The organism is Caulobacter sp. BE254 (genome assembly GCF_031457295.1).
Taxonomy (GTDB): Bacteria; Pseudomonadota; Alphaproteobacteria; order Caulobacterales; family Caulobacteraceae; genus Caulobacter.
In genome coordinates this window covers 177,165-192,382 of record NZ_JAVDWJ010000004.1, presented here as the reverse complement: position 1 = coordinate 192,382, position 15,218 = coordinate 177,165, and the positions used below count along the sequence as shown (strand labels likewise).

Below are 15,218 nucleotides of genomic sequence, written 5' to 3'. Positions count from 1 at the left end.
TCCCGGTCGCGGCGCCTGCCGATTACTCCCCCCTCCGTCGGCTGCGCCGACACCTCCCCCACGGGGGGAGGATCTGACTAGCCGACGCTGATCCCCGGCCGCCGCCAGGCCCACGGCTGGGCCGCTTCCAGCTCGTAGGCCAGCTCGAACAGCGTCCGCTCGGCCCCGGCCCGGGCGGCGAACTGCACGCCGACCGGTAGGCCGTCGGCGGTCCAGTGCAGCGGCACGCTCATCGCCGGCGCGCCGGCCACGTTGTGCAGCGTGGTGTAGCCCACATAGGCGTTCAGGCGCTCGGTCAGGTCGGGGATCGAGACGGTCGGCACCACCCAGCCCAGCGGCGCGGGCGGCTGGCCCAGTACCGGCGAGAGGATCACGTCATAGCGGTCGAACCAGCGGTCATAGGCCTGGGCGTCGGCGTTGAGGCGGGCCACCGATTGGGCCAGTCCGCCTTCGGGCAGGCCACCGAACAGCTCGGCCAGGGCCAGGGTGAACGGCTCCAGCACGGTCTCGTCGGGCCGGCGGCCGAGGGTCTGGGTCACGAAGTCGACCAGCTCGGCCGCGCCGCTGGCCCAGATGGCCAGGAAGTCCAGGGCGAAGACCGGGCCGTTGGTCGGCCATCGGGCGGGCTCGACCTGGTGGCCCAGCGACTCCATCAGCTTGGCCGCGGCCTCGGCGGCGGCGCGGACCTCGGCGTCCGGCTGGACGCCCAGCTGGGTCTCTGTGACCAGCCCGACCCGCAGCCGCCTTTGGCTCGGTCCGGCCACCAGGCCGACGGCGGGCAGGGGACCGGCGGCCTGTTCGGTGGCCGCGAAAAGGGCGGCGCTGTCGCGGACGCTGCGCGACACGCAGTGCTCGACCGCCAGGTCCACGGCCCGCAACGGCGGCCGGCTGGGCGGCATCCGGTGGCGCGACGGCTTCAGCCCGAACAGGCCGCAGCAGGAGGCGGGAATGCGGATCGAGCCGCCGCCGTCATTGGCGTGGGCGAAGGGCACGATCCCCGCCGCCGTGGCCGCCGCCGCCCCGCCGGACGAGCCGCCGCTGCTGTGGGCGAGGTTCCAGGGGTTGCGGGTCGGCGGAAAGGCCACGGGCTCGGTGGTCGGCAGGAAGCCGTATTCCGGCGTCGCCGACTTGCCGATCACCACCAGCCCGGCCCGGTCGAAGGCGTCGCAATAGCCGTCCTGGGCGGCGGCGGGCGGCAGGCCCAGCATCGACCGCGAACCCGACCGGGTGGGCAGGCCGGCATAGTCGTTGAGGTCCTTGACCAGGAACGGCACGCCGGCGAACGGCGCGTCGCGGTCGCCCTGGCCCTGGTCCAGGCGGCGGGCCTTGTCGATCGCCCGGTCGAAGTCGGCGGTGACCAGCACGCCCAGGGCCCCGTCCAGGGCCTCGGCGTCGCGCACGGCCTTCTCGACGACCTCCACGGCGCTGACCGCCCGGGTCCGGATGCGGTCGGCGATCTGCATGGCGTCCGGCGTCCAGGACGTCTCCGAAGCGGGGGCGGCGGCGGTTAGGCCATGGCGAGTGTCCATCGGGTTTCCTCGGGCGTCCCGACGTCTGCGGCGCGTCGGTGAACGGCGATCACTGTGAACCCGAAGGCGCGCTGGCCGCAAGTCGTGCTACAGCCCGGCGATGAAACGCAAACGCGCCGACATCCTGCTGGTCGAGACCGGCCTGTTCGACAGCCGGGCCAAGGCCCGCGCCGCCATCGAGGCCGGTGCGGTCAAGGCCGACGGCAAGCTGGTGACCAAGCCCTCGCAGGAACTGGAGCCGACCGCGGTGCTGGAGGGCGTCGCCGCCTTCCCGTGGGTCGGGCGCGGCGCCCTGAAGCTGGCCCACGCCCTGGAGCTGTGGCCGATCGCCGTAGAGGGCAAGGTCGCCCTGGACGTCGGGGCCTCGACCGGAGGCTTCACCGAGGTGCTACTGTCGAAGGGCGCGACCAGGGTCTACGCCGTCGATGTGGGCCGCGAGCAGCTGCATCCGCGCATCGCCGCCGATCCGCGCGTGGTCGACCGCTCCGGCGTCGACGCCCGGGTGCTGGACGAGGGGCATCTGGACGCGGCGCCGAACCTGGTGGTCTGCGACGTCAGCTTCATCTCGGTGGAGAAGTGCCTGCCCGTGGCCCTGCACCTGGCCGAGCCGGGCGCGGACCTGGTCAGCCTGATCAAGCCGCAGTTCGAGGCCGGGCGCGACCGGGTGGGCAAGGGCGGCCTGGTCAAGGACCCGCAGATCATCGCCGACTGCATCGCCTCGGTCTCGGCCTTCGTCGAGGCGGCGGGCTGGACGGTCAAGGGTGTCGCCCCCAGCCCGATCACCGGCGGCGACGGCCAGGTCGAGCACCTGCTGTGGGCGGTGAAGGGCTGATTTTCAGACTATCGCGGCCAAAAGGAAAGCCGCCGGCGCGAACGCCGGCGGCTCCTTAGGTCGACTGAAATCCCAAATCGCCTAGTCGACGACCTGATAGCGGCCCGAGGCGTCCGGGCAGACGCGGACGAAACGCTTCTGGGTGCGGCCGTCGGGCAGGTAGATCGGGCTTTCGGCCAGGGTGCAGCCGTTGGCGTCGGTCCGGCTGTCGGTCACGCTGTACGAGCGCTCGGACTCGTAGGTGTAGCCGCCGCGGCGGTCGTCGCTGCGGTCGCCGTAGCGGGTGTCGCCATAGCGGCTGTCGCGGTAATAGCCGTCGTCCGGGCGGTCGTAGCTGTTATAGGCGCCCTGGTTGTAGGACGGCGGCGGAGGCGGCGGCGGGTTGGCGCCGGGCGAACAGGCCGCCGAGTTGCGGCCGATGGCCGAGCCGGCGATCGCGCCCAGCACGCCGCCCAGCACCGCACCCTCGGTGCGGGCGCCCTTAGCGGCCACGCCGCTGCCGATCGCCGCGCCGATGCCGGCCCCGGCCAGGCCGCCGCCCGTGCCGCGCTGCGTCGTGCTGCGGCGGCAGGGATCGTAGTAATAGCCGTTACTGTCGTAATTCCCGCCGCCGCCGTAGGCGCCGGAGTTGCCATAGGCGCCATAGGCCTGGGCCGAGGCCATCGTCGGGGCCAGCGCGCCAGCGAGGGCGGCCGCGGCGGCGACGCCGAGAACGGTCTTGAACATCATGAGAAACTCCTCCGACCAGGGCCGCCGAGAGCCGGACCCGCCTTAACACCTAAATTGCCAAGCCGTTGATGAACGGACGTTGAGCGACCCGTTCATCTTCGTTCACACGCATTCGCTCCGAATAGGCTATGGGAGCGTCCGAAATCTTGTCCGTGTCGATCGTGGCGCGGGCATGGCGGGCGCCGTCCCGAACATCATAACAGAAAATGGCGCGGACCGGTGAAGGTTCCGCCTGTCGAATTGGACTGTCCATGCGTGAACTGAGGATCCAGGCGGTCGGCGCCCAGGGCGACGGCATCGCCGAGGGCTCTTTCGTCCCCCTGACCCTGCCGGGCGAGCGGGTCACCGCCGAGATGAGCGGCAATCGCGGCGAACTGGTCGAGGTGCTGGAGCCCAGCCCCGACCGCGTCCTGCCGCCGTGCCCGCACTTCGGGGTCTGCGGCGGCTGCGCCTTCCAGCACTGGGACGCCGCGCCCTACCTGGAATGGAAGCGCGAGCAGGTGCGTTTCCAGCTGGCCCGCGAGGGGCTGGAGACCGAGGTCCTGCCGACCTTCGCCTCGCCGCCGGCCTCGCGCCGCCGCGTCGCCCTGCACGCCCGGGGCGGCAAGGGCGGGGCGCGGCTGGGCTTCAAGGAGCGCCGGTCGTGGAACCTGGCCCGGATCGAGACCTGCCCGGTGTCGAACCCCAAGCTGGTCGCGGCCTTTCCGGCCCTGGCCCGCCTGGCCGCGCCGTTCCTGGAGCATCCCAAGTCGGCCCCGACCCTGCACGTCACCCTGACCGCCACGGGGCTGGACATCGACGTCACCGGCGTCGAGGCCAAGAGCGGCGGGCTGTCGGCCGACGCCCGGGTCCGCGCGGCGATGATCGCCGGCGAGCACGACTTCGCCCGGGTCACCATGGCCGGCGAGATGATCTACATGGCCCGCCAACCGATGGTGAAGCTGGGTCCGGCCGTGGTCGCCCTGCCGGCCGGCGGTTTCCTGCAGGCCGTGCCCCAGGCCGAGAAGGCCATGGTCGAGTTCGCGGTCGAGGCGGCCCAGGGCGCCTCGCGGATCGTCGACCTGTTCAGCGGCGTGGGCACCTTCACCTTCCGCCTGGCCGAGGTGGGCAGCGTCCACGCCGCCGACAGCTCGGCGCCCGCCATCGCCGCCCTGAAGGGCGCGCTGGGCACGGCCAACGGGCTGAAGGCGATCACCGCCGAGGCGCGCGACCTGACCCGCCGGCCGGTGCTGTCGACCGAGCTGAACAAGGTCGACGTCGCCGTGCTCGACCCGCCCCGGGCCGGGGCCTACGAGCAGCACGTCGAGATCGCCAAGTCCAAGGTGGCCCGCGTGGTCGGCGTCTCGTGCAACCCAGCCACCTTCGCCCGCGACGCCAAGATCCTGGTCGACGCCGGTTTCCGCCTGGAGCGGGTCTTGCCGGTGGACCAGTTCCTGTGGTCGCCCCATATTGAGCTGGTCGGCGTGTTTTCGCGGTAGGACGGTCCTCTTCCACGAGGGGCCGTCCGGGAGACGGTCATGGACGAGCGATCCGGCAAGTCGGGCGAGCCCCGGGAGGCCATTCCGAAAGGCCGCGGCGCCTTCGCCCTGGACGGCGCCAGCCAGCGGGCCCGGGCGGCGGTCAAGGCCGCCTGGTGGACCGCCGCCGGCGGCGTCACCCGCGCCTTGGCCCAGCCGACGCGCGGCGAGGCCAAGGCCCGGTTCGAGCCGCAGGGCCCGCCCGTCTCGGCCGCCCGGCTGCGCAAGGCCTATCTGACCGCCTTCGACAAGGACGCCGCCGACGTCGCCGCCGGCCTCTATCCGCCGACCGGCGACGGTCCGCGCAACCCCGCCGATGCTTTCCGCCAGGCGCTTGACGTCATCGCCGACGCCCGCGCCGTCGACCAGCGCCGCCGCCGGGGCGACGGGGTCGAGGTGCGCGACGAGGTCGGAACCGAGGGCTATCCCAACTACTATCGGCAGAACTTCCACTACCAGTCCGGCGGCTGGTTCACCGACGCCAGCGCCCGCCGCTACGAGGCCCAGGTCGAGGCGCTGTTCTCCGGCGCGGCCGGGGCCATGCGCCGCCGGGCCCTGTCGCTGCTGGCCCGCCGCTGGCGCGGCCAGGACCAGCGCGGGCTCAAGGTGGTCGACCTGGCCTGCGGCTCGGGCGCCTTCCTGGCCGACCTGGACGCGGCCTTTCCCCGTGCGGCGATCGCCGGCCTTGACCTGTCGCGGGCCTATCTGGCCGCGGCCCGCAGCCGCTCGGGCCGAGGCGGGGTGCAGGCCAACGCCGAGCACCTGCCGTTCGCCGACGCCAGCCTGGACGCCGTGACCTGCGTCTACCTGTTCCACGAACTGCCGCCGCGGGTGCGCCCCGTGGTGGCCGCCGAGATCGCCCGGGTGCTCAAGCCCGGCGGCGTGCTGGCCTTCGCCGATTCGGTGCAACCGGTCGACGAGCCCGACCTGTCGCGGCTGCTGGAGGCCTTCCCGGCCTATTTCCACGAGCCCTATTATTCGACCTACGCCCAGGCCGACCTGCCGGCCCTGTTCGGCGCGGCGGGCCTAAGCGTGGCCGGACGGGACCAGGCCTTCCTGACCAAGGCGCTGCTGCTCGAAAAACCCCGATAGCAAACCCTGCAGCCAACCCGTTCATGGCCATTGCCTAGCGCGGCGGGCTCCTGTATTCGAACCGACCTCTTCGCCGACGCACCTTGCGTTGACCCGGATGGCCCGGTGGCGGAGTGGTGACGCAGCGGATTGCAAATCCGTGCACCCCGGTTCGATTCCGGGCCGGGCCTCCACCTTCCCCCTTTTTCGCGATCTCAGATCTTCAGCAGGGCCTTCAGCTGGTCCAGGCCCCGTTCCGGCGGGCCGCCATAGCCGATCGGCTCGACGAACCGGCCCTGGGCGTCGAACAGGTAGATTGTCGAGGAATGGTCCAGCGTGTAGCCGCCGCCGTCGGTCGCTACCTTCTGGTAGTAGACGCGATAGGCCTTGGCGGTCTTGGCGATGTTCTCCGGCGTGCCGGTGAAGCCCTGGATGCGAGGGTCGAAGTTGGACAGGTAGAGCTTCAGCTGCTCGGGCGTGTCGCGCTCCGGATCGACCGAGACGAAGACCACGTTCAGCTTGTCGGCGTCCGGCCCCAGCGCCTTCAGCCAGGCGGTCATCTCGGCCATGGTGGTCGGACAGACCTCGGGGCAGTAGGTGAAGCCGAAGAAGATCGCCGTGGGCTTGCCCAGCAGCGTCTTCTCGGTGACCGGCCGGCCGTTCATGTCGACCAGCTGGAACGGACCGCCGATCTGGACCGTCGAGCCTTGGCTGGCCGTCTCGGCGGGCTTGTCGCAGGCGGCGAGGGGCGCGCAGACCAGGGCCAGGGCGAGGGCGGCGGCTTTCCACGACGTCATCAGTGGCCTCCCATCGGCATGCTCATGGCTGGCATCTGCACGGCCTTCACCGGCGCGGTCACGGTGACGGGCGGAGCGGACTTGAAGCGCAGGGTCAGGGCCACCTTGGCGCCCGACGTCAGGGCGATCTTCGGCCCGATCAGCATCAGGTGCTCGGCCCCGGGCTTGAGGGCGACGGGCCTGCCGGCCGGCAGGGCGACGCCGTCGGCCAGCTTGCGCATCCGCATCACCCCGCCGTCCATCGACATGGTGTGGATTTCGGCGCGGCCGGCGGCGGGGGTCTCGACCGCGACCAGGCGATCGTCGGCGCCGGCGGTCAGGGTGACGTAGCAGCCGCCGGCCAGGGCGCCCTTGGGCGCGGCGCGGCACCAGGCGTCGGTGACCTGGACGGCCGGCGACTTGGCGGCGGCGAGCGACGGGATCGCCAAGGCGGCGAGGACGAAGGCGGCGAGGAAGGGCTTCATGATCAAACTTCCGTCTTGAGGCGCGCGGTCGGGATCAGCCGGCGCAGGGCGATGTCGAGGGTCAGCACCACCAGAAGCGAGGCGCCGACGAGCGGGTAGAAAAGGGCGAGCGGGACGACGACCAGGGCCAGGCCGCCATAGGCGCGGCGGTCGACCGGAGCCGGCGGCGCGGCCAGCCGTCCCCTGGGGCGGCGTTTCCACCACATGACGACGGCCGACAATCCCAGCAGCCAGACGGCGACGCACCCGGCTAGCATGACCAGCTTGTTGGCCAGGCCGAACTGCTGGCCCTGGTGGACGGCGATGCCCCACTCGATGGCCTTGGCCGCGGGCCCGAAGTCGCGGTAGCCGATATCGGCCAGGGGCTTTCCGGTCAGGGCGTCCAGATAGAGGGTCCGCGTAGCCTCGACCCGGTCGGGCATGTAGGCCGCTGACCAGGCCTTGCCCGGAGCTTGGGGCAGGGACAGCGCATAGGGCCTGGGCAGGCCGGCGGCGTCGATCCGGGCGACGATGGCGTCGACGCCCAGCGGGACCGTCGGATGGTCCATGGCCATGCCCGGCATGTCGGCCATGTCCATCGCCTCCCGGCCCTGCAGCGCCCAGGGCACGGCCTGGGCGTTGACCGCGTGGTGACCGCCGCCGCCGGGCGGCGTGGGACGGCCCAGGCCGGCCTCGGTGGTGATCTTGCGGACCTCCTGGCCCCAGAAGGCCGACCAGGGCATGCCGGTGGCCGCCAGGAAGACGATCACCGCGCCGGCGAACAGGCCGGTCACCGCATGGAGGTCGCGCCAGAACACCCGCTTGCGGGGCGGACCGCGCACCGTGACCACGCCGCCTGACTGGCCGCGCGGCCACCACAGGAAGATTCCGGTGGCGACCAGGACGATGGCCCAGCCGGCGACGATCTCGACCAGCCAGTTGGCGACGGTTCCGAACAGGTCGAGGCTGTGCAGGCGCTTGATCGTCCCCATCACCCCGCCCTGGGGCGTCGAGCCCAGCAGGCGGGCGTCGTGCGGATCGACATAGGCGCTGAGCGTCTCGCCGCCGGGCCGCTGGACCAGCATCTGCACGGAGCGGTCGGATCGGGCCGGCGGGACCAGTTGCAGGACCTTGCCGCCCAGGCCGCGTTCGGCGCTGGCGATCCAGGCCGAGGGCGGCGCCTGGGCGGCGCTTTGCGGCGTGAACAGCAGCGGGCGGTAGAGCACCTCGCTGATCTCGGTCTTGAACAGGTAGAGGCCGCCGGTCAGGGCCATCAGCATCAGGACCGGCAGCACCAGCAGGCCGGCGTAGAAGTGCCAGCGCCAGAAGGCGCGGTAGAGCTGGCCGGCGGGGCGTTCCAAGGGGGCGGGGTTCGTCATGGCGGTCAGAACGACACCGTGACGCCGCCGAACACCGAGCGGCCGTCGCCCGGCCAGATGGCGGCCGTGGCGGGGGTCCAGGTCGTGGCGGCCTGGACGTTGGACACATAGGCCTTGTCGGCAAGGTTCCGGGCGTCGACGAACAGCGAGACCTTGTCGTTCAGCGTCCAGCCGGCGTTGAGGTTGAGGATCGCATAGGACTGGGCGGCCTTGGTGTTCCTGTAGTCGATCCACTGGTCGGAGGCCGACCATTCCACCGACGGCGCCACGAACCACCCCCGGGCGTCGTCGTAGCGCAGTTCGGCGCGGTAGAAGGTCTTGGGCACGATCGGCAGGCGGTTGTCGCCGTACTGGGCGTCGCCGTCGAAGCGGAAGTCCGACAGGGTCCAGGTCTGGCGCAGCCGCCAGCGCGGGGCCAGCTTCCAGTCCAGCGCCGCCTCGATCCCCTGGTGGACCGTTCTGTCGGCGTTGAAGGTCGCGGCCGGGTGCTGGCTGTCGACCGCGAACTGCAGCAGCTCGTGCTGGAGGTGGGCGCGGTACAGCGTCACGTCGTAGGTGAACGGCCCGCGATGGCCGCGCGCGCCGACTTCGCCGGTCCAGGCTTCCTGGGCCTGCACCGGCGCGAAACCGACATTGCTCGGCGTCAGGGCGCCGAAGTTCGGCGGCTCGACCGAGCGGGTGACGTTGGCGAAGACCTGCGAGCCATCGTCGCCCTGCCAGAGCACGCCGACCCGCGGCGAGACCCAGGCGTAGTCCTTGTCGGCGGCCAGGTTGAACGTCGTGGCCACGCCGGGGACGGCGAAGCTGCGGTAGTCGCGCTTGGCGGTCCCCCAGGTCAGGCCGCCGACCAGGGCCAGATGCGGCCTGGCGAACACCCGGCCCTCGGCGAAGACGTCGGCCGCCTTGGCGTTCTGCAGCGACAGCGACTGCAGGGCGCCGCGAGCTCCCCTGAGATTGGTGTAGAAGGCTGAATCCAGGTCGCCCTGGCGATACCAGGCGCCCAGATAGGCGTCGGCCTTCAGGCCGCCCAGCTCGCCCTCCCAGTCCAGCCGGCCGAACGCGCCGTAGTTGCGGCTTTGCTGGTCGATGACCTGAAAGATCGGATGGTCCAGGTCCTTCCACACCGCATAGACCGCGCCCTCGAACACGGTGTGGTCGTCCAGCCGCCAGGCGGTGCGCAGCGAGCCGCGCAGGCCGCGCTGGTTGCGGCCCTGGTCGTTGGCGACGCTGGCGGCGGCCGTCTGGCGCGGATTGGCGGCGAACTGGGCCAGGGTCAGCGAGCCGGGGATCTCCTGGTTGATGTTGGAGCCATTGACGACCAAGCGCACCTCGCGGTCCTCGCCGAAGCTGCGGCCGATGTTCAGCGACCCGAACTGGATGTTCTGCTGGCTCTGCGAGCGCCAGCCCTGGCCGGTTTGGTTGGTGGCGGCGGCGTAGACGTCCCAGTCGCCCGACTGGCGGGCCACGGCGACATGCTCGCGCAGCAGGCCGTAGGAGCCGCCGTCGAGGCGGACCTGCTCGTCGAACCCGGCGTCCCGGCCGGTCGGCGTGACCATGTTGATCGCGCCCCCCAGCAGGGCGCCGCCGAAGCGCAGGGCGTTGCCGCCGCGATAGACCTCGGTGAAGCGGGTGTTGAGCGGGTCGGCCACCTGGCTGTCGCCATAGCCGTCGGCCTCGTTCAGCGGCACGCCGTCCTGCGCCAGCAGCAGGCCGCGATTGTGGCTGGCGTTGCCGATGCCCGAGCCGCGGATCGACAGGCGGACATCGCCGCCCCACTTGCGCTGGGCGTAGACGCCGGGGGCGTCGCGCAGCATGTCGTCCAGCGCCAGGGCCTGGCGGCTGGCGTAGGACTCCTGGGAGATCACCGAGACGCCGCCAGGGGTTTCGGACAGGCGCCGGCGGGCGGCGGCGACCACGGGCGGGTCCTCCGGGTCGGGGCGGGCGGTGACGATGACGGAGCTGACCTGGCGGGCGGACGGATCGTCGTCGGGCGCGGCGAGGGCGATGGCGGGCAGGGCGAGAAGAGCGGCCGTGGAGGCCAGCAGGAGAGACTTCATCGGATCTGGGTCCTTCGGCGCGCGACAGGACGCGGCCGGAGCAGGCTGAACGGTGTGCGAGGACGCAACGCGCGAAGGCGGCCCCCGGACATCGTCCGGACGGCGCAGGCGCGTGCAGGCCGGCCGCCGTGGCGGCCGGACGCTAGATCAGCAGGCTGGGAGGACCTCGGGCCGGCAGCGGCGGCGCCGCCAGGCCGCGGCCTGGGACGGGCTCGACGGCCCGCGCCAGGGCCATGGGCCGATAGGCGACGAACTCGACTTTGGCCACCGCCAGCGTGCTGGGCGGCGGCGCGGTGGCGCCATGGCTGGCGAACGGGCAAGGGGCGTCGTGGCCGGGCTTGTCGGCGGGCGACTTGTCGTGAGGGTCCAGGGCGTCGCCCGGCTGGACCACCAGCGGACCTTGGCCGGTGCAGAGCACCAGCGCGAACGGCAGGCCGTTGTTCGGCTCGGCCTGGGTCATGAAGCCCGCCGGGACCATGACCTTCAGGGCGAGCGCCAGGATCGCGAGCGCCAGGAAGACGCCGCGTGTCCAGGTCCGGCCAAAGCTTGGCGAGTAAGTCACGTCCGGGCCTTTACGCCAAGCAGGCGGACAAGGCTACTAAGGGGTGACCCTGACCCTCACCGCGCCATGCCACGCGAGGGCACGAGCGCGGCGAACCGGCCCTCGATCCGGCTCGGCTAGTTGAGCCGGGGCTTCTTCAGCAGGGCGTTACGATCGACCGAGCGGATCTCGACCTCGAAGACGTCCTGCTCGCGCTGGATCCGCAGCGAGACCGTGACGCCGGCCGGGCCCTGGTCCCACAGGGCGGTATAGAATTCCGCCAGGTCGGAGACCTCATCGCCCGCCACGGCCAGGATCAGGTCGCCGGCCCGAAGTTCGGCGCGGGCGGCCGGGCTTCCGGGCGACACGCCGACCAGCACGACGTGCGATTCGGTCTCCTGGGCGAAGACGCCCAGCCAGGGGCGAGGCGGATGGGCGGGCTTGCCGCGCGCCAGGTCGTCCAGGATCGGCGGCAGCAGGTCGGCGGGCACGAACAGGTTCAACGGCTTGGCGCGGCCGTCGTGCGACTGTCCCGCCAGGCTCAGCGAGCCGACGCCGACCAGCTCGCCCTCGGGGCCGATCAGGGCCGCGCCGCTCCAATGCGGATGGGCGGGCTCGGTGATGATCGCCTCGTCCAGCAGATATTCCCAGTAGCCGGCGAAGGGCATGCGCGTCAGAACCTGGCCGGCCGCCGCGTGGGCGCGTCCGCCGGCGCCGGCGATCACCACCGGGCTGCCGGACTCCAGCGCCTTGGAAGGGCCCAAGCGCAGGGCCGGCAGGCCAAGCGGCTCGAGCGCCTGCACCAGGCCCAGCCCCGTCTGGCTGTCGAAGCCCAGCACGTGCGCCTCCACGCGCCTGCCGTCGTTCAGGGTCAGCACGACCTGGTTGGCCTCGGTGATCAGGTAGCCCATGGTCAGCACCAGGCCGTTCTCGCTGATCACCACGCCGTTCCCCAGCCGCTCGGTTCCCAGGATCCGGGCCGTGAAGGCGTCGGCCGGGACCTGGGCCTCCAGGGCGACCACCGAGGACAGCGCCCTGTCGAGGTCGAAGGGGTAGGCGTTGGCGGTCGGACGCAGTCGCGCCTCGACCTCGTGCCCTTGGAACGGTGAAGACAAATCGATCTCCTCTAGGAGACTCAAATCTGGGGCTCGGCGGCGCGGGAACAAGAGGGCGAGACTTTCGGGACTTCGCCTAGGCTGCCAAGGCGGCCGGCTCGATCGGGTGTTCCTGATGGTTGCGACGCCAGCGGCTGGGCGTCTGACCGACCAAACCCCCGAAGGTTCGGCAGAAATGGGCCTGGTCGGAGAAGCCGCAGGCCAGCGCGATGTGGGCCAGGGTGTCCCGCGTGGTCAGCATCAGGTGCTTGGCTCGGGCGATCCGCCGCTCGATGATGTAGCACTTGGCCGACTGGCCGAAGCTCTGCTTGAAAGCGTGCGAGAAATAGCTGGGGCTCAGGCGAACCGCGGCGGCCACATCGCGGACCTGCAGGTTGCGGTCGCGGTTCTGGTCGATGAAGGTCCTGGCCGTGCGCGCCTGCCAGGGCGCCAGCTTGCCGGTCTGCGGGGGGCGGGTCAGGCGACGGACCTCGGCCTGCAGCAGGGCGCTGGCGCGATGCACCAGTTCCCGCGCGGTGTCGGGATCGCGATCGAAGGCGCGCGAGGCGCCGGTGACCAGGCGCGCCAGGATCAGCGTCTGGTCGCGGGGCAGGCTGGCCGTGGGGTTCGCGTCCGGGGAAGTCATGTCCAGCTCGCCGCCTTTCCGCCGAAAACCGCCGCGACGGTTGTCGCCAGGTCCAGTTTCGATTTTGCTAGCATTGGCCGCGCCGCGCCGCAACGGCGTGGGGTAGAGATCAGTTGAAGCCAAGCTTCAGGCTCTCGAGATTGCTCAACCTGTCGCCGGTTTTTGTGACAACCGGGATTTCACTTCCGTAGAATATCGAGGTTATTCAAGGTCGAGTACGATGTTTTTCGACAATCCATGACGGCCTTGAGCAAAGGCTCCGGGTCGAGCGCCGCCGCTCCGCGACCGCGAGGCGGCGGCTTGGTCGTCGATCAGGCGTCGCCGTCGGCGATGTCGGCCAGGAGGCCGTTGATCGGTTCGTCGTTGAAGCTGGTGACGTTGTGGCCCGTGTCGATCACGCCGACCTTGGCGACATGCGGAGCTTCGACTTCGGTTTCGACCTTGTCGTCCGGCTTGGTGGTCATGGGGAGCCTCCCGATGCGAGGGCCGGGCGCCCTTCGCCCGACGTGCCTCTGGACGAGCTTGGCACGAACGCGGGCGGCTGTCAGCGAAGGCTGTTGCGATAGGCGGAATGGCGGGCCAGGCGCCTCGAAATCGCTCGGTCCTCCGCAGACCGGTCGGTATTGTGTTCTTGAATTGTTCTCGCGCTCGGTCCATGATCCATCCATGGTCGCTCCCGCCAATCTTCCCGGTCATCCGCCGTCCAGCGCGCGGGGACGCGGGGCCAAGTCCAATCGCACAGGCCGCTTCGAGTCCCAGGTCAGCGAAGCCTTCGACGACGGCTGGGGCGAAGAGGAGGAGCCGGCCCAGATCGCCACCGTCCTGCAGCCGATGAAGTCGCGGACCATCATCGCCCGCAACGACAGCCCCGACGTCGGCTTCGAGAGCTCGATCAATCCCTATCGCGGCTGCAGCCACGGCTGCATCTACTGCTACGCCCGGCCGGCCCACACCTATCTGGGACATTCGGCCGGCCTGGATTTCGAGACCAAGATCTATTTCAAGCCCGAGGCCGGCAAGCTGCTGGAGCGCGAACTGTCCAAGCCGAAATACGTCCCCAAGGTCATCCATATCGGCGGCGACACCGATCCCTACCAGCCGGACGAGAAGCAGCTGCGGGTGACGCGGGCGGTGCTGGAGACCCTGGCCCGGTTTCGCCACCCGTTCTCGATCATCACCAAGTCGAACCTGATCACCCGCGACCTCGACATCCTGGGGCCGATGGGCCAGGCGGGACTGGCCCGGGCGGCAGTGTCGATCACCAGCCTGGACCACCGGCTGTCGCGCAGCATGGAGCCACGCGCCGCCACGCCCAAGCGCCGGCTCGACGCGGTGCGCCAGCTGGCGGCGGCGGGGGTGCCGACCACGGTGATGTTCGCGCCATCCATTCCGTCACTGAACGACCATGAGATGGAGGCGGTGCTCGAGGCCGCCGCCGCCGCCGGGGCCAGCACGGCCGGCTACGTCGCCGTGCGCCTGCCGCTGGAGATCAAGGACCTGTTCGAGGAATGGCTGGCGGCCGAGCATCCCGACCGCGCCCGGCGGGTGATGTCCCTGGTCCGCCAGATGCGCGGCGGGGCGGCCTACAGCACCGAATGGGGCAAGCGGATGACCGGCGAGGGCCCCGTGGCCGAGGTGATGAGCCAGCGCTTCAGGCTGGCGCGGACGCGGTTCGGGCTGGATCGCAAGCTGGCGCCGCTGGACCTCTCGCAGTTCGCCGTGCCGGCCAAGGCGGGCGATCAGCTGTCGCTGTTCTGATGTCGCGCCCTAGGCTCTGTGGACAGGGAGGCGTTTGGCGTCGGGGCGCCGCCCTCGTCCTTCGACAGGCTCAGGATGAGGGCTAATTATAGGGCGGTTCAGTAGAATTCCTCATCCTGAGCCTGTCGAAGGACGAGGAATTCGGTCCAAAAATCGTCAACTGTCCACAGACCCTAGGCCTTGGACAGGCGCAGCCCGTCGGGCCCGATCTTGGCCCGGACGTCCGAATAGTCGGCCAGGCTCGGATGCTCCGTCTCGAACGGGTGACGGTGCGCGGCCGTGATGACGATCACCTGAGCGCCGGCCGCTTCGCCGGCCAGCAGACCGGCGGGGGCGTCCTCGAACACCAGGCAGGCGTCGGACGCCACGCCCAGGCGCTCGGCGGCCAGGACATAGCCGTCCGGAGCAGGCTTGCCGCGCGAAACGTCCTCGGCGGTGACCAGCACGGCGGGGATGGGCAGGCCGGCGGCCGCCATGCGGCGCAGGGCCAGCTCGCGCTGGGCCGAGGTGACGACGGCCCAGCGATCGAGCGGCAGGGCGCGCAGGAAGGCCTCGGCGCCGGGAACGGGGATCACCCCCTCGATATCGGCGACCTCGGCCCGCAGGATCGCCGCGGTCTCCAGGGCGACGTCGAGATTCGCCAGGTTCTGCCGGCGGATCGTCTCTTCGGCGCGCACCCCGTGAATGGTCGGCAGGAAGGTTTCGACCTCCAGGCCATGGCGCAGGGCCCACGCGCCCCAGACCCGCTCGGCGACGGCGATGGAGTCGAGCACCGTGCCGTCCATGTCGAACAGGAAGGCGGCGTAGGTCTTGGAAGGGATCATG

Annotated in this window: 15 protein-coding genes and 1 tRNA gene; 5 read left to right on the top strand and 11 right to left on the bottom strand. The window is 71.0% G+C overall.

Annotation, left to right across the window (positions count from 1 at the left end; all coding sequences use genetic code 11):
- Window positions 1–77: 77 nt before the first annotated feature.
- Window positions 78–1,529 carry an amidase gene (locus tag J2X41_RS09825; protein WP_310081499.1) on the bottom strand — a complete coding sequence of 484 codons (1,452 nt, stop codon included), beginning with the start codon at window positions 1,527–1,529 and terminating at the stop codon, window positions 78–80.
- Between the two features lie 100 nt (window positions 1,530–1,629).
- Between J2X41_RS09825 and J2X41_RS09820 the strand changes: the two genes are divergently transcribed.
- Complete coding sequence (locus J2X41_RS09820) at window positions 1,630–2,361, top strand: TlyA family RNA methyltransferase (RefSeq protein ID WP_310081498.1); 732 nt, start codon at window positions 1,630–1,632, stop codon at window positions 2,359–2,361.
- Between the two features lie 81 nt (window positions 2,362–2,442).
- On the opposite strand, the gene J2X41_RS09815 is transcribed toward J2X41_RS09820, so the two are convergent.
- Complete coding sequence (locus J2X41_RS09815; RefSeq protein ID WP_310081497.1) at window positions 2,443–3,090, bottom strand: hypothetical protein; 648 nt, start codon at window positions 3,088–3,090, stop codon at window positions 2,443–2,445.
- A gap of 251 nt (window positions 3,091–3,341) precedes the next feature.
- On the opposite strand from J2X41_RS09815, the gene J2X41_RS09810 reads away from it, so the two are divergent.
- From J2X41_RS09810 to J2X41_RS09800, 3 genes are all read left to right on the top strand, one after another.
- Window positions 3,342–4,568 (top strand): class I SAM-dependent RNA methyltransferase, encoded by a 1,227-nt coding sequence (locus J2X41_RS09810; RefSeq protein WP_310081495.1) that lies wholly within the window; start codon window positions 3,342–3,344, stop codon window positions 4,566–4,568.
- Between the two features lie 39 nt (window positions 4,569–4,607).
- Window positions 4,608–5,699, top strand: coding sequence for a class I SAM-dependent methyltransferase (locus J2X41_RS09805; RefSeq protein ID WP_310081494.1), 1,092 nt, complete (start codon window positions 4,608–4,610; stop codon window positions 5,697–5,699).
- Window positions 5,700–5,798: 99 nt separating this feature from the next.
- A tRNA-Cys gene (locus J2X41_RS09800) sits at window positions 5,799–5,872 on the top strand.
- Window positions 5,873–5,893: 21 nt separating this feature from the next.
- Here the strand turns inward: J2X41_RS09800 and J2X41_RS09795 are convergent.
- From J2X41_RS09795 to J2X41_RS09760, 8 genes are all read right to left on the bottom strand, one after another.
- Complete coding sequence (locus J2X41_RS09795) at window positions 5,894–6,475, bottom strand: SCO family protein (protein WP_310081493.1); 582 nt, start codon at window positions 6,473–6,475, stop codon at window positions 5,894–5,896.
- On the bottom strand, window positions 6,475–6,939 hold the full coding sequence (locus tag J2X41_RS09790; RefSeq protein ID WP_310081492.1) for a copper chaperone PCu(A)C: 465 nt from the start codon (window positions 6,937–6,939) through the stop codon (window positions 6,475–6,477). The genes J2X41_RS09795 and J2X41_RS09790 overlap by 1 nt, the downstream gene beginning before the upstream one ends.
- A 2-nt stretch (window positions 6,940–6,941) precedes the next feature.
- Window positions 6,942–8,279 carry a PepSY domain-containing protein gene (locus J2X41_RS09785; RefSeq protein ID WP_310081491.1) on the bottom strand — a complete coding sequence of 446 codons (1,338 nt, stop codon included), beginning with the start codon at window positions 8,277–8,279 and terminating at the stop codon, window positions 6,942–6,944.
- Window positions 8,280–8,302: 23 nt separating this feature from the next.
- On the bottom strand, window positions 8,303–10,354 hold the full coding sequence (locus J2X41_RS09780) for a TonB-dependent receptor domain-containing protein (RefSeq protein WP_310081490.1): 2,052 nt from the start codon (window positions 10,352–10,354) through the stop codon (window positions 8,303–8,305).
- Between the two features lie 142 nt (window positions 10,355–10,496).
- Window positions 10,497–10,916, bottom strand: coding sequence for a DUF2946 family protein (locus J2X41_RS09775; protein WP_310081489.1), 420 nt, complete (start codon window positions 10,914–10,916; stop codon window positions 10,497–10,499).
- A 116-nt stretch (window positions 10,917–11,032) separates the two neighbouring features.
- Window positions 11,033–12,010: a S1C family serine protease gene (locus J2X41_RS09770; protein ID WP_310081488.1), complete on the bottom strand. Its 978-nt coding sequence runs from the start codon at window positions 12,008–12,010 to the stop codon at window positions 11,033–11,035.
- Window positions 12,011–12,086: 76 nt separating this feature from the next.
- Window positions 12,087–12,635: an AraC family transcriptional regulator gene (locus J2X41_RS09765; protein ID WP_310081487.1), complete on the bottom strand. Its 549-nt coding sequence runs from the start codon at window positions 12,633–12,635 to the stop codon at window positions 12,087–12,089.
- A 311-nt stretch (window positions 12,636–12,946) separates the two neighbouring features.
- Window positions 12,947–13,099 (bottom strand): hypothetical protein, encoded by a 153-nt coding sequence (locus J2X41_RS09760; RefSeq protein ID WP_155856575.1) that lies wholly within the window; start codon window positions 13,097–13,099, stop codon window positions 12,947–12,949.
- Between the two features lie 202 nt (window positions 13,100–13,301).
- On the opposite strand from J2X41_RS09760, the gene J2X41_RS09755 reads away from it, so the two are divergent.
- On the top strand, window positions 13,302–14,393 hold the full coding sequence (locus tag J2X41_RS09755; RefSeq protein ID WP_310081485.1) for a PA0069 family radical SAM protein: 1,092 nt from the start codon (window positions 13,302–13,304) through the stop codon (window positions 14,391–14,393).
- A gap of 173 nt (window positions 14,394–14,566) precedes the next feature.
- Here the strand turns inward: J2X41_RS09755 and J2X41_RS09750 are convergent, their stop codons facing one another.
- A complete protein-coding gene (locus J2X41_RS09750; protein ID WP_310081483.1) occupies window positions 14,567–15,217 on the bottom strand; it encodes an HAD-IA family hydrolase in 651 nt (216 codons plus the stop codon).
- Window position 15,218 lies beyond the last annotated feature (1 nt).

Bases quoted from the DNA above. Each gene is read 5' to 3' on its own strand.
- J2X41_RS09825 (WP_310081499.1), bottom strand. From the start codon at position 1,529: ATGGACACTCGCCATGGCCTAACCGCCGCCGCCCCCGCTTCGGAGACG.
- J2X41_RS09820 (WP_310081498.1), top strand. From the start codon at position 1,630: ATGAAACGCAAACGCGCCGACATCCTGCTGGTCGAGACCGGCCTGTTC.
- J2X41_RS09815 (WP_310081497.1), bottom strand. From the start codon at position 3,090: ATGATGTTCAAGACCGTTCTCGGCGTCGCCGCCGCGGCCGCCCTCGCT.
- J2X41_RS09810 (WP_310081495.1), top strand. From the start codon at position 3,342: ATGCGTGAACTGAGGATCCAGGCGGTCGGCGCCCAGGGCGACGGCATC.
- J2X41_RS09805 (WP_310081494.1), top strand. From the start codon at position 4,608: ATGGACGAGCGATCCGGCAAGTCGGGCGAGCCCCGGGAGGCCATTCCG.
- J2X41_RS09795 (WP_310081493.1), bottom strand. From the start codon at position 6,475: ATGACGTCGTGGAAAGCCGCCGCCCTCGCCCTGGCCCTGGTCTGCGCG.
- J2X41_RS09790 (WP_310081492.1), bottom strand. From the start codon at position 6,939: ATGAAGCCCTTCCTCGCCGCCTTCGTCCTCGCCGCCTTGGCGATCCCG.
- J2X41_RS09780 (WP_310081490.1), bottom strand. From the start codon at position 10,354: ATGAAGTCTCTCCTGCTGGCCTCCACGGCCGCTCTTCTCGCCCTGCCC.
- J2X41_RS09765 (WP_310081487.1), bottom strand. From the start codon at position 12,635: ATGACTTCCCCGGACGCGAACCCCACGGCCAGCCTGCCCCGCGACCAG.
- J2X41_RS09760 (WP_155856575.1), bottom strand. From the start codon at position 13,099: ATGACCACCAAGCCGGACGACAAGGTCGAAACCGAAGTCGAAGCTCCG.
- J2X41_RS09755 (WP_310081485.1), top strand. From the start codon at position 13,302: ATGGTCGCTCCCGCCAATCTTCCCGGTCATCCGCCGTCCAGCGCGCGG.
- J2X41_RS09750 (WP_310081483.1), bottom strand. From the start codon at position 15,217: ATGATCCCTTCCAAGACCTACGCCGCCTTCCTGTTCGACATGGACGGC.